The organism is Paenibacillus sp. J22R3 (genome assembly GCF_056269305.1).
Genome location: NZ_JBWDNS010000001.1, coordinates 1,601,142 through 1,615,922, shown reverse-complemented (window position 1 = coordinate 1,615,922; position 14,781 = coordinate 1,601,142). Strand labels below are relative to the sequence as shown.

The window sequence follows — 14,781 nt, the reverse complement described above, 5'->3', positions numbered from 1 at the left end:
GGCTTTGTTCAATTCTATCAATAACTCCCGGCAGGAATTGCCGTCCACTGACTCAGCCACTGTTCATAGGATGCTTCGCTTTCCGGATGCACTGGGCTTCTGGCAATGAAGCCTTGTGCTTTGCCGCTTTCCGTTGCGACCGACGTCGCTTCATAGCGGATATCCATGGACCAGCGTACGGCGTCCGATTGGTTCGGCAGCGCTCGGTGGGGGAGGAGCTGGGTGAAACAAAGGGCATCCCCACGCTGCATCTCTACGGAAAGTGCGGTAAGCTTATCGGCATCCTCGCGCTTAAGCCCCAGAAAGTTCGTCTCCTCGTCGATAACGCCATCCAGCAACGTTCGGTCGAAGAAACCGGGCGCGACCTGCAGACAGCTGTTAAATTCGGTTACACGCTGCAGCGGCATCCATATGGATACGACGTGAGTGTTCTCGGCGTCGCGGTAATATTGAGCGTCCTGATGCCAAGGGGTATCCGTCCACTTCTGGTCCGGCAGCTTCGGTCTGGCATTGAATATGCCGTGAACGGAAACGTCCTCTGTTTCGAGCAGCTGCTGCGCAATATCGAGCAGCGCAGAATCTTTCAAGAAGTCGTACATGTCCCTGCCCACGAGGTCACGGCGAGGGCTTCGGCCATACTTGGGCTTCCCGGCGTCATGCCACAACTGAACGAGACGATGCTGAAAGTCCAGCTCTTGTTTCTTATCGGTAATCAGCTTCTGTTCAGACCAAGATTCCACAAGATCATCGACCCATTTGCTAATAATCCGTTCTGCCAGCTTCAGAGCCTGCTCAGGTACTACATTGCGCAGATGTACATAATGATGGCGTTTATAAAATTCAAGCTGTTCTTCACTTAGATGAACCTGCATAGCGGCTTCTCTCCTCAGCGCTTGATAAACCTATTGTACGGTCATTAAAGGTGAAGAGACTATGGCGAAAACACGTTGCAATTTGACCATTTGTCGTTAGAATGAGGAGAATAAGCAACGAATACATCATTGAATTGATCATTATACGATGAAGAGGTCGATTACTCATGGTTATTCCATTTCACTTTCGTATGCTGCGCAGCGTAATTGCTGTCTCCGATTGTCATTTAAGAGAAGTCGATGCAGGTTGGTCCTATCAGCTCCACGAGCACAGTGGGTATGAACTTCTTCACTGTTATAACGGACAATTGACAGAGTGGATTCACGGGGAACCTGTGGTGATGTCTACGGGGGATTGGCTGCTAATTGGTCCAGGGGTCAAGCATAGTACGATTAATGAATCAAACCTTGGCTTCGTATATTTCTCCGTCCATTTCGGCATCGAAGACCCGGAGCTGACCCATGCACTGAAAGATATGAACTATGTTCATCTGTCACAGCGAATCGATCGATTGCAGGAGGAGTTCGCTGATCTTCTCGGTCATATCAAGCGAAATCATACATCTGAAACTGACATTATGCATGCTCCACCAGCCGTGAATGTTGATAACTATGACGTACTCGCAAAGTACAACATTCAACTCTCTGTTCAGCGGCTGGTCCTGTATGCTCTAGAACTGACAACAATGCTGCAAGCCGGCAACGGCGTGCAAGTTAGCCGCAAACTACTTCATGCCTCCGAGGTCGAGCTGGCTCATGTCATTCAACAGAAGCTCCTTGAGGCTGTATATACCAATATGGAAATTAATCAGATTTCAAAGCAGCTATTCGTAAGTCGGAGTCATTGTAACGAGGTATTCAAGAAGGTGTATGGCATTGCACCGAAACGCTTCTTGGGTCTGATGAAACAACGGAAAGCTGAGGAGCTGCTGGTGCAATCCAGACATGCTGTAGAAACGATCGGCGAGATGCTTGGCTTTGCCTCATTAAGTGCATTCAGCAGGCAGTTCAAGCGGTGGACCACATTATCGCCGCAGGAATATCGATTAGGCTCTAGAAGAAACGAGAAGGGCTGACTCCGGCATGTTCGGGCAAGAACAAAAGGAATCAGCCCTAGCTGAGGTTACGTATTAGAAGGACATTTTATAAAGCGGCAGTACTGTCGTAAACGTTTCCTTCACTTTATGAATGAATGCTTCGCCGTCCAGCAGGATCGGGTCGTTGCGGTCGATAATGATGCCGCAGAGCGCCTCGGAGGCTTTCACCGTACGAAGACGCTGGAGCAGCTGTACAAGGCCGGCATCGCCAAGCTCGCCTTGCGTATCTCCGCCGGGTACCATATGGTTGCCGGACCATACATAATGGGCAGGGATATGCTTGGCAATGTCGTCCAATTGGTTCAGTGCGTGCTCGGCAAACACCGACTTGTTATCAGACTCGTAAATAATGGCAAATTGCACGAAGAGATGCGAGCCAAACAGTCCGATTTGGAAATGCGGGAACATTTTATAACCACGCTTGCCCGGGGCGAAAGCGATCCACGTATCATTCGGCGGATTAATCGTTCTGCGTGCATGTTTGGCAACGTGCGGGAACATCGGCTCACCGCACAGCTCCGTTAAGAAAGGAGACAGCCGCTCGCCCAGCTCGTGCAGCTTCGGCCGGATTCGTTCAATTAATAACGACATGCGGGCTTCTAGGCCCGGGACGTCGAAGACATCAAAATCAGTTGCGGAAAAGCCTGGGAATACAGCGGCTTCCGAAGTTGCTTGCAGCACCATTTCATTCATCATCCTTTTCAATTATTGCCGTTTCTTCATGATAATCGCAGCCGCCAATGTTTGCAATCTCGTTCCGATTCCGTTAGTCTACTCTAGTATGCATAAGCGAAAGGTTAGGAGAGGTAACAGGCATGTGGCAGCAATTGTGGTTTTTAACCAATATGGTATTTGTAACGCTCGCAATCGTATTTTTATTCGTACATCGTTCCGTAACGCTGGCCAAGCAACAGCCGGATGTAGGGCGAATTATTAAAGCCAAGAAGGTTCGAATGGTTGTAGCCATTTTAACGATTCTAGCATTTATCGGGATGGCTACTTTCTTCTTAATTAACATGCGAGTAAATGGTTAACCGACGATTCCGCAGATGTGTCTAAAGCTTGTCTCTTCCCAATCTCCCGCAACCTTTCCGGTCTCGGTTACGTTTAACGTGACAACAGCGGCTGGCAAAACAGCAGCAGCACGCATTTCGAATTACGCTGTCTGCAACTAAGAGAGAACAAAGGAGACGCAGCATGAAATCGTTGAAATGGATACTGATCTTATCGTTCCTGATATTCCCATTCTCCACCATTACTAGCGAAACGGCATCGGCTCAAGGTGCCTCAGATACGCTTATTTTGCAAATCGGAAGCAAGGTAATGAAGCATAATGGGAAGTCATACCAATCCTCACAGCCGGTTACAGCAATTAAAGATACCACATTTATTCCGTTTAGCTCCATTGCATCCCGTTACGGGTATACTATCTCGTATGATGCGAAGAAGAAGGAATCGATCGCAACCGGCGCTTCGAATGTCCTTCGTTTCAAGCTTGGAAGCTTGTATGCTTATCGCGGCGGAACGCCTGTTAAGCTGACAGGGAAGCCGTTTATTCTGAATGGTTCCCTCATGGTACCGCTTCGTTCATGGGGCGTGCTTACAGACAGCGCGATTGCAGTAGCAGGGAAGCAAATTTCGTTGTCATGGAATACCGTTGTCGTTCCGAAGAAACCTAAAGCGTTCTTCGAGGTACAGCCGACTGAAATTTATGCAGGCCAAACAACGGTAGCGTACATCGATCGTTCGATTAACTACACGGACGCACCCTTCGTCGACGAACGATATGAAGGTCGTATGGATGTGTTCCCGGAAGCGGGGATCTATACCATTACGAGACAGGTACAAGATATTAACGGTTTATGGAGCGATCCATTCTCTGTAACCGTCGAAGTTAAACCGCCGAATCAGGCGCCTGTTGCCGACTTTACGACAGAACGATCCAGCTACCGTATTGGTGAGAATATTACCTATATCGATCAAAGTACGGATGATGAGAACGATATTGTTCGTCGTACATGGACAGGCAATGATAAGGCATTCTTCGACGCCGGCGATAAGCAAGTTACGCTTGAGGTAGAGGATCGTCATGGCATGGTACATTCCGTTACGAAGACGGTTACGGTGACGCCGGAAGTGCTCTACACACGGGATGAATATAATAAGTTGTTTACCAAAATCGGTGATAAATTCAGCATCGACAGCAATTCCGTGCTGAATATTCCGGCATTGACGTATACTTTCCAATCGGAATCGGCTCAGATGGTGCGCAGCAACAGCCCGGAGACGCTGCTTCAAGAGGGGATTGCTTACGAGGCACAGCTAACAGGGCAAGTTCGATTCATGTTCCATAATGTGAACAACATCGGCTATCCGGTCAAGATGTACCTGCTTGCCACAAACAACAACGGGACACCGGTTAATGTAAGCACAAGCTCAATGGGAATCGGCGGACCGGATCCCTATGTAGTCAACACCGGTAAGCTTTCTACCGTGCGTTACTTGAAGTCAATTGGCGAGAATCCTTCTCCACGATGGTTAACGATCAGACCGCATGAAACGAAGGAGATTCTACCTGAGATTTCGAAAACGCCGATGAAAATCATGGAAGTTCTGTCGGCTTATGCAGATATCTATGCCGACCAAGAGCTGACCTTCCAAATCGTCGTCGTAGCTGCAGGCAAGAATCCGATTGCGGAGCTGCCGAATTTGACTATTATGCCACGGGACGGCAAGCATGTCAGAGGTACGTTCTACAATTCAGACCGTGATATTGATCTGAGTGACTCACTGGGTGAAACGCCGCAGCGTATCATGCTTGGCGATAAGAAGCTGGACACGTATTTAGACGGAATCGATGATACAAGCGGTCAATTAGAGTACAACATTGGCAATTTCGGCGTTCTTTATAAACTGCGATTGCCGCATGTAGCGCCTAATACACTGATTGCTCTTAATGCGAGAGGCGGATACTATACCGGAGCCTTTATGGTTAATGGTCAGGTCGTCACCGTCGCGAATGAAACGATTCTTAAAGATAATAAGGAAGCGGTCGTATTGTACCGCACAGGCAATTCGGAAGAATCCGTTGAAATGGTATTCACCTTAGCTGCGGGCAGCAACTTGCCTGTTGCGATGTTGTTCCTGCCGTTGCCGGGATTCCGCAAGTAAGACAAAAGCCTGCAAGCTGGATACACGCTCTGGAGAAGAGCGGGTACCTGGCTTGCAGGCTTTTTTGTCATGCGCAGGCAGCTTATCAGCTTACCAAGGCAATACGATTTCAACTTCGCGCCGCTGCTCTGCGGAACGAATAACACCGTCGATAATCGCTTGTTGAATCATAATTTGCTCGCCCGGGATCGGGGCAGGGCGGCCTTCGCGAATCGCATCCACGAAGTCGCGGACTTTCTCGAAGAACAGGTCTTTATTGTGCTCAATAGCAGGAACAGGAGTAGATGTCTGCTGGCCCATGAAATCATGGTACAGCGTCATGCTGCCGACTTTGCCATCCCAAACGCCGGACCAGTTGCCGGTGCCATGAGGAGTGACTTTGAGGCCGCCATCTGTGCCAAGGAACATCGTGGAGCCGAGTGAGTCCATATGCATCGCCCAAGAGATCTTGAACTGAAGCACGAGATCGTTCTCGAAACGGACCATCGCAACGCCGAAATCTTCCACTTCAAACTTGCTTGCTTCGGGATGATAGAGCGGGTTCGTGCCGAAATGATTGCTTGTAAAAGCCGAAACGGTAAGCGGGCGCGGGTAGCCAAGTGCGTTCAAGGCCATATCAAGCGAGTAGCAGCCGATATCCGCCATTGCGCCTGCACCAGCGAGTGCTTTGCTGATGAATGTGCCGCCAGGCATACCGCGTCTGCGTCCGCCGCCGGTTTCAACGTAATAGACATTGCCGAGCTTGCCGGACTGCACGATGTCCTGTACAAGCTTCATATTAGGGTCATAGCGCGGCTGAAAGCCGATTGTCAGCATGCGATCTGTTTCGCGAGCTGTTTGCACCATGTCAACAGCTTCTGCAAGTGTAACGGACATCGGCTTCTCAAGCAGGACTTGTTTGCCGGCACGAAGGGAATCGACCGTCGTGGCATGATGCGAAACGTTAGGCGTACAAATGCTTACTCCGTCCAGATCCAATTCCAGCATACTGCGGTGACTGTCAAAAGCTTGCGTATCTGTCAATGAGAGCGATTCCGTAAATTGTTTGGCTTTGCCCGGAATGACATCTGCGACGGCAACAATTTCAACGCCCGGTAACTGTTTATATTGCCGAACATGAGCATGTGCGATACCGCCGCTTCCGATAATCCCAATTCGAATAGGCTTCGTTGTGGTCAACTTCGATTCATCTCCTTTAACTTCTCGTCCATTCCGGACGACTTCACCGACGTATGCTGAATGCGGAACTGTCTCGGCGTCATGTTGAACCGCTTCTTGAAGACATAATACAAATAATTGCTGCTGGCAAAACCATGCTCAAGCGCAATATGCTCGATCGGATTCTGACCTTCGATAATCGCGGAGCATACTTGAGAGAGCCGGTAATTTTCTAAATACGCACTAAATGATTCCTCACCTTGCTCGCGGAAGATCCGCTGCAGCTGCCTTGCACTAATTGGAATACGTTCAGCAACTTCTTGAAGGGTTAATGGCTGCGCGTAGTTGTCATGAATAAACTGGGTGGCAATGCGGAACCGGTGTTCATTCATATTCCTTGACGGCGGCTTGAAGGTAGCGTTAGGCACCGACGACATTCGCGATGCGCGAAGCAAGATCTGGATGATCGATTGCTTGATCGAAGAGAAGGCACCAGGCTGTCCTTCTGTCCAAGCTCGGTAAGCCGACAGAAACCAAGACATTGCATTGTACTGGTCGACATGCGGACGCAGCGGCAAATTGTTGAGCGCCTGAATACAATTCTCCGCCTCATGGCGTTCCCAAGGATCTCCCCAGCTTTCCTCGTCATCACTTTCTTGGATCGGCACGATATCGATATGCAGACACAGTTCATCCATCGCTTCGCGGGCATCCGCTTCTTGTTGATGGAGTACATTGGGACCGGTTAAATAAAACAGCCCTTCATGCAGCTGGTGGACGGTGTCTTCCATAATAACTGTGCCTTTACCGCGAGGAATGAAATGAAACTCGTATTCCGAATGCTTATGAAAGCGAACGATTTTGCCCGGAGAGAAGGTAGCGAGATGGCAGCGAAGCACGCGAAAGCCATACCCTCCCCAGCGGAACTGAATGTCCAGCCGATCTATTTCATCACTGCGAGTTGCCATGATGGAGTACGTAAACGGTTTAGCCAAGGCGCTGCCACCTCCTTCTTCGGAATTTTGTTTAGTTTTTCAGCTCGGACAGGGATACCGAACGTTTCTCGTTCTCGGAAATCGTGGAAGCTTCCATGATTTTCGTCAGATCGATCGCAAGCGCGATGTTCTCATCGGCAGTTGTGTCATTCAAGATATGACCTACCCATTGATCGAAAGCAGGGATGCGGTTAGCCGGTTGCTCGATCGTAACCCACTCTTGCGGCGAATCCGATTTAGTGCTGCGTACGCGAACCGCTTCATCCGGGAAGCCGTATAGAAGCGATCCGTCTGTACCGTGGATTTCAAAGCAGAATGGGGAGCACGCGTTAACGAAGCCCGCTTCCGCGATACCGAATGCGCCGTTTGCATAACGCAATGTTGTAACGGTGTTGTCATCGACTTCTTTGCCTGTAACGTGACCGAAAGTCGCATTAACGCTCTCAGGCAAGCCGAGGAACAAACGAGTCAGGTAAACCGGGTGGCAGCCCAGGTCGATCAGAGCGCCGCCGCCGCATTGCTCCAAGTTGTAGAAATGCTCAGGCAGCCAGCCAGCTGTCGCACCGTTGTGGGACAAGCGAACGCGCACTTGAGTCAATTCGCCAAGCAGACCTTTGCTAAGCACTTCTTGTGCAGCAAGTGTGTAAGAATCATTGATGCGCGGAAGGGAAACCGTCAATTTCACGCCTGCTTCATTAACAGCAGCGATAATTTCGTTTACTTCGCTAAGCGTTGGAGCAATAACTTTCTCTGTGAAAATATGTTTGCCGGCGCGTGCAGCTTTCACCATTACGTCGCGGTGCATGTTAGTTGGTGTATCCACAACGACAGCGTCGATATCTGTGCGTGCAAGCAACTCATCCAGGTCAGCAATGAATTGCACGCCGAGTTTGTCCGCATTTTCTTGACCGCGGTTAGGCAGCTCATCCCATACAGCTACGATCTCTGTGTTTGGATTTCCTTGAACTTGTTTGGTGTAATCCCAGGCATGAACATGCCAATAGCTAAGCATTCCTACGCGAATCATTTAGAAATTCCTCCTGTTTATTGCTTGGATTTGGGTAATGATGTCGTGCGATCGCAGTTTTTCTTGCTCTGATTATGCGACATGGTTTAACCCTAACACAATTGAAACCGCTGTTAAATACGTTACTATGACATATTAACTATAAAATTACGACATTGCTAGTGTGGGGTGTGTTTAAGCGCATGTTAAATTGACGTTAAGATGAAATTAGGTCAAAATAGAACAAAAGGAGGCTGCGGCCATGCGAGCGATCATTAAAGCACCGATTCACGTATACCGCCGGTTTATTTCGCCGATCAAGCCGCCGACCTGCCGTTTCTATCCGAGCTGTTCTGCCTATGCGCTGGAAGCGATCGATAAGCATGGTCCGCTTCGCGGAAGCTGGCTGGCAGCCAAACGCATTTGCCGCTGTCACCCGTTTCATCCCGGAGGCATCGATTATGTGCCGCCGACCCGCGAAGAACGAGAGAGGCAGGCTTCTGCCGGCCTTGACAGTGATACGCAAGATTCGGTATAGTTTTCGCAAGAGAATCATTACCAATAGGATGTTCGATGAACGGATAAGTACAAGAGAGATGACCTAACCAGAGAGCCGGGACAGGTGGAAGCCGGCAAGGTGCAGCTTTTGGAAGATGGTCCCGGAGAACTCGTGCTCGAGCGCTCAGCCCCGGATTTAGTGGCTGAAGTAAGGGTGCGGCGACTGACCTCGTTATCGGTTTGAAGACCATCGCTTTGCATGTGCAGGCAGATGGTTCTAATGAAGCTTTCTCCGGAGCAGCATGTCGGGGAGAGAAAATTGGGTGGTACCGCGTTAGCGACAAGCTTTCGTCCCATAGTGGATGGAAGCTTTTTTTGCGTTTATGATTCAGACTAAACCCGAATAAGGAGCGAGAAACAATGAGTGAAACGACGAAACCAACCTTTTATATTACGACACCCATCTATTATCCGAGCGATAAGCTCCATATCGGTCATGCGTATACGACGGTGGCAGGCGATGCGATGGCCCGCTACAAGCGTCTGCGCGGTTATGACGTTTGGTATTTGACGGGTACTGACGAACACGGCCAGAAGATCGAACGCAAAGCGCAGGAGAAAGGGAAAACGCCTCAGCAGTTTGTCGACGATATTGTCGTGACGATTAAAGAGCTTTGGAAGAAGCTTGATATTTCCAACGATGATTTCATTCGTACAACCGAAGATCGCCATAAAACAGTCGTGGAGCAAATCTTCGATCAGCTGCTGCAGCAAGGCGATATCTATAAAGGCAACTACGAAGGCTTGTACTGTACCCCATGCGAATCGTTCTTCCTGGAGCGTCAGCTGGTGAACGGAAACTGTCCGGATTGCGGACGTCCGGTTGAGCTTGTGAAGGAAGAGAGCTATTTCTTCCGGATGAGCAAGTACGCCGATCGTTTGCTGCAGTTCTACGAAGAGAATCCGGAGTTTATTCAGCCGGAATCCCGCAAGAACGAAATGATCAACAACTTCATTAAGCCGGGTCTGGAAGACTTGGCGGTGTCCCGTACGACCTTCGATTGGGGCGTCAAAGTAAAAGGCGATCCGAAACATGTCGTGTATGTATGGATCGATGCGCTGTCGAACTACATTACGGCGATGGGTTATGGGTCAGACAATCAGTCCCGGTACGACAAGTTCTGGCCGGCTGACGTTCATCTGGTCGGCAAAGAAATCGTTCGTTTCCACACGATCTATTGGCCGATCATGCTGATGGCGCTTGATCTGCCGCTTCCGAAGAAAGTCTTCGCACACGGATGGCTTCTAATGAAGGATGGCAAAATGTCGAAGTCCAAAGGCAATGTCGTAGATCCGGTAACGTTGATTGACCGTTACGGTCTTGATGCGCTCCGTTACTACTTGCTGCGCGAAGTGCCGTTTGGTGCGGATGGTACGTTCACACCTGAGAACTTCGTGGAACGAATCAACTTTGACCTTGCGAATGATCTCGGCAACTTGCTAAACCGGACGATTGCGATGATAGACAAGTATTTCGGCGGCGAAGTTCCAGCGTATGACGGCAATGTAACAGCGTTCGATGAGACATTGTCTACTCTGGCGGTCGGTACAGCTGAGCAGGTTGAAGCGGCAATGGAGCGTATGGAGTTCTCCGTAGCCCTGACTGCGATTTGGCAGCTTGTCAGCCGCACGAACAAATATATCGATGAAACCCAGCCTTGGACGCTTGCTAAGAACGAAGAGAAGCGCGGCGAGCTCGCTTCCGTTATGCACCACTTGGCGGAAGCGCTCCGGATCATCTCGATTCTGCTGCAGCCGTTCCTGACGAATGCACCGCTGAAGATCCGCGCTCAGCTTGGACTTACTGAAGGCGCGTTAACGGATTGGAACAGCACGAAGCAATTCGGTCAATTCCCGGGCGGAACGAAAGTCGCGAAAGGCGATCCGATCTTCCCGCGCCTCGACGTAGCGGAGGAAACTTCGTTTATCGCGATATCGATGGGCGGCGGTACTGCGCCGGCGGAAGCCGAGCCGGCAGCTGCTGATACTGCAGCTGCACCAGCTGCTCAGGCCGCTCCATCTGCTTCAGCAGAGGCAGAAGCACCTGCAGCGAAAGAAGAGATCGCCATTGACGAGTTCGCCAAGGTTGAGCTGCGCGTTGCGCAAGTCATAGCTGCCGAGCCGATTCCAAAGGCAGATAAGCTGATGAAGCTGCAGCTGGACCTCGGTTACGAGCAACGCCAAGTTGTTTCCGGGATCGCCAAATTCTACACGCCGGAGCAGCTTGTAGGACGCAAAGTCATTTGCGTGACCAACCTGAAGCCGGTTAAGCTGCGCGGCGAAATGTCGCAAGGCATGATTCTCGCCGCTTCTCACGGAGATCAATTGACACTGGCAACTGTGCCTGAAGATATGCCTAATGGCGCAATTGTGAAATAAGCATGAACGATGAACCGCCGGAGCGCTATGCTCCGGCGGTTGCTTGTTGACAGGGCATATAGGCGTCTATATAATCAAATTGTAATGTTTACGATTATGAGAAGTAGAGGTGCAGTTCGCATGAATTCGAAATTATTCCGTTCCATGGCACTGTCAGCGATTATGCTGGCATTTCTTGCTTTTATACTCGCAGGTTGCGGCTCCGCGTCGAAAGGCAAGCTTGTAGAGGGGAAACTGAATGTGGTAACAAGCTTCTACCCGCTCTACTTCCTCGCTGAGCAAATCGGAGGCAGCGGCACGAATGTCATTAATATGATTCCGGCCGGCGTAGAGCCGCATGATTGGAGTCCGAAGAGCCGTGACTTGGATACGGCCTCGGAAGCCCAGCTGTTTCTGTATAACGGTGCAGGCTTAGAAGGCTGGGTCGATGACTTCTTGGAAGGCCTGCCGAGCGATACGAAGGTGATAACCCTAGAAGCAAGCAAGGATATTGTGAAGATTTCCGGTAATCCGGAGGAGGCAGAGGAAGAAGGTCACGATGACGATGAGCATAGCCATCATGTCGATCCTCATACGTGGGTGAGCCCGAAGTCCATGCTTATTATGGCGAAGACCGTACTGGATAGCTTCGTTGCGGCAGATCAGTCGCACAAGAGTGATTACGAATCCAACTATGCTAAGCTGCAAGCGAAGCTAACGGAGCTGGATAACTCGTATACGAAGGCGCTAAGCGCAGCACCGCATAAAGATATTGTTACGTCGCATCAGGCATTTGGATATTTGGCCCGTGATTATGGACTGAAACAAGTGGCTATAATGGGGTTGTCCCCTGATGCTGAGCCGAAGGCACAGGATTTGCTGCGCATCGCCAAGTATGTGAAGGACAACGGAATCAAGTATATCTTCTTCGAAGAGCTGGTATCCGATGAGTTAGCAAAGACGCTTGCCAGAGAAGCCGACGTCAGCACGATGGTGCTTAACCCGCTTGAAGGGCTTACGCCGGAGCAGGAAGCCAAGGGAGAAGATTACTTCTCTCTAATGAAGGCAAATTTGCAAAATCTAGTTCAAGCCTTACAATAGAAAGAAGGAAACAAGGATGCAGACAAAGCAGCAACAACAGCCATTTGTATGCCATCAGCCGATCATCGAGTTAAACGATGTCTCGTTTGCCTATGAGCAGAAACCGGTCATCGATGATGTCTGTTTTTCGATCCAGGAGCGGGACTTCGTGGGGCTAATCGGCTCGAACGGTGCAGGGAAGACGACACTGTTGCGTATGATCGTAGGTTTGTTGAAACCGACAAACGGGTCGATCAAGCTGTTCGGAGAGCCTGTCGGTCAGTTTAGAGATTGGAACCGAATCGGCTATGTACCGCAGAAGAATTCATTTAATCCGCTCTTCCCGGCCACCGTGCGCGAAGTCGTATTATCCGGTTTATACAGCCGCAACAAGCTGTTTAAGAGGGTGTCGAAGGCGGATGGGATCAAGTGCGACGAGGCACTGCATGCGATGAAGATCGAGGACTTGGCAGGCAAACGAATCGGGCAGCTGTCCGGAGGGCAACAGCAGCGTGCATTTCTGGCGCGCGCACTCATCAACAATCCCGCACTGCTTATTCTGGATGAGCCGACGGTCGGTATTGATTCGGAGACACAGGAAGGGTTCTTCCACCTGATCAAGCATATGCATCAGCACCATAACATTACGTTCCTGATGGTTTCGCATGATATGGAGATGATCCGATCTTATTTGGGTCAGCAGCCTAAGCAGCAATGCGGCAAAATCAAGTTTTACGTGAAGCATTCCCATGATCTGGAGGATTGTGTGGAAACGAATTTGACGCACAGCTTACGAGAGCTGCGTCATTCCATGGAGAGAGGGAAAGTAGGCGTTTAGGTGGATATCGTAACGAGTGAATTTTTTCAGAGGGCGCTGATCGGGGGCGTGCTCATTGGTATCACGGCCCCGCTCATGGGCCTTTTTCTTGTCTTGCGAAGACTCTCCATGATCGGGGATACGTTAGCGCATGTTTCGATAGCGGGGGTTGCGCTTGGATTTCTGATCGGCGTATACCCTGTGGCGATGGGGCTTATATTCGCGCTTGCCGCTACCTTCGCCATTGAGAAGCTGCGCAAAGCGTACAAGACCTATGCAGAGCTGTCAATCGCTATCATTATGTCAGGCGGCGTAGCGCTCGCATCGTTGCTGTTTACAATGGGCAAAGGCTTTAACGTAAGTGTCAGCGGTTATTTGTTCGGCAGCATCTATACGCTTGATTCGGTAGATCTCATATTAATCGGAGTCGTAACCGTCGTTGTTCTACTCGCAGTAGCGCTTCATGCGAAGGAGTTGTTTCTGCTCACCTTCGACGAAGATGCAGCAGCCGTAAGCGGTTTGCCGACGCGTTATTTTAATTTCATGATAAGCGTCCTTACGGCGCTCGTAATCAGCGTGTCGATCAAGATCGTCGGAGCGCTATTAGTATCCGCGCTGCTTACCATTCCGGCGGCTTGCAGCCTGATCATCGCAAGAAGCTTCAGGCAATCGGTAGTCACGGTAGTAGTCATCGCAGAGCTTGCGGTTACGATCGGTCTTCTCGTTGCAGGAGTATGGAACTTGGCGCCGGGCGGTACGATTGTGATGTTGTTAATTGTATTTCTATTGCTGCTTCTTTCCATCAGACGGAAATTTAGCGCAGGATGATGATGATGGAGGTGAGTACATATGTCTGACGTAACGATATGGGCTGCTTTCGGGGCAGGGATCGCTTCCTTTATTTCTCCTTGCTGCCTGCCGTTGTACCCGTCGTATTTGTCCTATATAACCGGCGTATCCGTAAGCGACCTGAAGAGCGAGCATCCCGGCAAGGAAGTTCGAATTCGCACGATGACCCATACTTTTTTCTTCATCTTAGGGTTCTCGGTGGTCTATTATACACTTGGCTATGGCACCAATGCATTCGCAGAGCTATTCTCCGAATATCAAACGTTAATTCGGCAGCTATCTGCCGTACTTATCATTCTGATGGGCCTTATCTTAATGGGACTGATTCAGCCGAAATTATTGCTGCGTGAAATGAAAATCCCGCTCAAAACCAATCGTTCCGGATATTTTGCATCCTTTATCTTCGGCATTGGCTTCTCCGCAGGCTGGTCGCCATGTACAGGTCCGATTCTGGCCAGCATCTTGCTAATGGCGGCTTCCGAGCCGGGAACGTGGTTCCAGCTCACGACCGCTTATGCACTCGGGTTTGCGATCCCCTTCTTCGTACTAGCCTTCTTCATTGGCTCAACCAGATGGATCGTTCGCTACTCCAGCATCATGATGAAGATCGGCGGCGCCGTCATGCTGCTCATGGGCGTCCTGCTCTTCACCGACCGGATGACCAAAATCACAATCTGGCTGAACACGATCACGCCGGATTGGCTGAAGTTCTAAGAGTACTTTCAATTACCGTTTCTAACGGGACGGAAGAAACGAAGGGATTGTGACCGGAGAGTTTACGTGCTGCCTTTGATAGGGGGATATTTATTGAAGTTCCCAG

General features: G+C 50.1%; 14 protein-coding genes. 9 read left to right on the top strand and 5 right to left on the bottom strand.

From position 1 onward, the window contains the following. Positions 1-17: 17 nt before the first annotated feature. A complete protein-coding gene (locus tag AC0YN4_RS07575) occupies positions 18-872 on the bottom strand; it encodes a phytanoyl-CoA dioxygenase family protein (protein ID WP_475835472.1) in 855 nt (284 codons plus the stop codon). 167 nt (positions 873-1,039) lie between these two features. Here AC0YN4_RS07575 and AC0YN4_RS07570 point away from each other — a divergent pair, with 167 nt between their 5' ends. Then, positions 1,040-1,948: a helix-turn-helix domain-containing protein gene (locus AC0YN4_RS07570; protein WP_475779289.1), complete on the top strand. Its 909-nt coding sequence runs from the start codon at positions 1,040-1,042 to the stop codon at positions 1,946-1,948. A 54-nt stretch (positions 1,949-2,002) separates the two neighbouring features. Here AC0YN4_RS07570 and AC0YN4_RS07565 read toward each other — a convergent pair whose 3' ends face one another. Beyond that, complete coding sequence (locus AC0YN4_RS07565; protein ID WP_475835471.1) at positions 2,003-2,665, bottom strand: YktB family protein; 663 nt, start codon at positions 2,663-2,665, stop codon at positions 2,003-2,005. A 119-nt stretch (positions 2,666-2,784) separates the two neighbouring features. Between AC0YN4_RS07565 and AC0YN4_RS07560 the strand changes: the two genes are divergently transcribed. Further along, positions 2,785-3,003 (top strand): hypothetical protein, encoded by a 219-nt coding sequence (locus AC0YN4_RS07560; protein ID WP_475779291.1) that lies wholly within the window; start codon positions 2,785-2,787, stop codon positions 3,001-3,003. A 163-nt stretch (positions 3,004-3,166) separates the two neighbouring features. After that, positions 3,167-5,140, top strand: coding sequence for a stalk domain-containing protein (locus AC0YN4_RS07555; protein ID WP_475779292.1), 1,974 nt, complete (start codon positions 3,167-3,169; stop codon positions 5,138-5,140). 90 nt (positions 5,141-5,230) lie between these two features. On the opposite strand, the gene AC0YN4_RS07550 is transcribed toward AC0YN4_RS07555, so the two are convergent. From AC0YN4_RS07550 to AC0YN4_RS07540, 3 genes are read right to left on the bottom strand one after another with little or no spacing between them, the layout of a single operon-like run. Beyond that, the gene (locus AC0YN4_RS07550; RefSeq protein ID WP_090976961.1) at positions 5,231-6,319 is read right to left on the bottom strand and encodes a Gfo/Idh/MocA family protein; all 1,089 of its coding nucleotides are present in this window, start codon (positions 6,317-6,319) and stop codon (positions 5,231-5,233) included. Then, positions 6,316-7,293 carry an AraC family transcriptional regulator gene (locus AC0YN4_RS07545; RefSeq protein WP_256208365.1) on the bottom strand — a complete coding sequence of 326 codons (978 nt, stop codon included), beginning with the start codon at positions 7,291-7,293 and terminating at the stop codon, positions 6,316-6,318. The genes AC0YN4_RS07550 and AC0YN4_RS07545 overlap by 4 nt, the downstream gene beginning before the upstream one ends. A 31-nt stretch (positions 7,294-7,324) precedes the next feature. After that, positions 7,325-8,320 (bottom strand): Gfo/Idh/MocA family protein, encoded by a 996-nt coding sequence (locus AC0YN4_RS07540; RefSeq protein ID WP_090976959.1) that lies wholly within the window; start codon positions 8,318-8,320, stop codon positions 7,325-7,327. Between the two features lie 241 nt (positions 8,321-8,561). Between AC0YN4_RS07540 and yidD the strand changes: the two genes are divergently transcribed. From yidD to AC0YN4_RS07510, 6 genes are all read left to right on the top strand, one after another. After that, positions 8,562-8,837: a membrane protein insertion efficiency factor YidD gene (gene yidD / locus AC0YN4_RS07535; protein WP_475779293.1), complete on the top strand. Its 276-nt coding sequence runs from the start codon at positions 8,562-8,564 to the stop codon at positions 8,835-8,837. Between the two features lie 380 nt (positions 8,838-9,217). Continuing rightward, the gene (metG, locus tag AC0YN4_RS07530) at positions 9,218-11,236 is read left to right on the top strand and encodes a methionine--tRNA ligase (RefSeq protein WP_475835470.1); all 2,019 of its coding nucleotides are present in this window, start codon (positions 9,218-9,220) and stop codon (positions 11,234-11,236) included. A gap of 120 nt (positions 11,237-11,356) precedes the next feature. Continuing rightward, positions 11,357-12,316, top strand: coding sequence for a metal ABC transporter solute-binding protein, Zn/Mn family (locus AC0YN4_RS07525; RefSeq protein ID WP_475835469.1), 960 nt, complete (start codon positions 11,357-11,359; stop codon positions 12,314-12,316). A 16-nt stretch (positions 12,317-12,332) separates the two neighbouring features. Further along, positions 12,333-13,133 carry a metal ABC transporter ATP-binding protein gene (locus AC0YN4_RS07520; protein ID WP_475779296.1) on the top strand — a complete coding sequence of 267 codons (801 nt, stop codon included), beginning with the start codon at positions 12,333-12,335 and terminating at the stop codon, positions 13,131-13,133. Next, positions 13,134-13,940 carry a metal ABC transporter permease gene (locus AC0YN4_RS07515; protein WP_090976949.1) on the top strand — a complete coding sequence of 269 codons (807 nt, stop codon included), beginning with the start codon at positions 13,134-13,136 and terminating at the stop codon, positions 13,938-13,940. A 21-nt stretch (positions 13,941-13,961) separates the two neighbouring features. After that, positions 13,962-14,675 (top strand): cytochrome c biogenesis CcdA family protein, encoded by a 714-nt coding sequence (locus AC0YN4_RS07510; RefSeq protein WP_475835468.1) that lies wholly within the window; start codon positions 13,962-13,964, stop codon positions 14,673-14,675. Positions 14,676-14,781 lie beyond the last annotated feature (106 nt).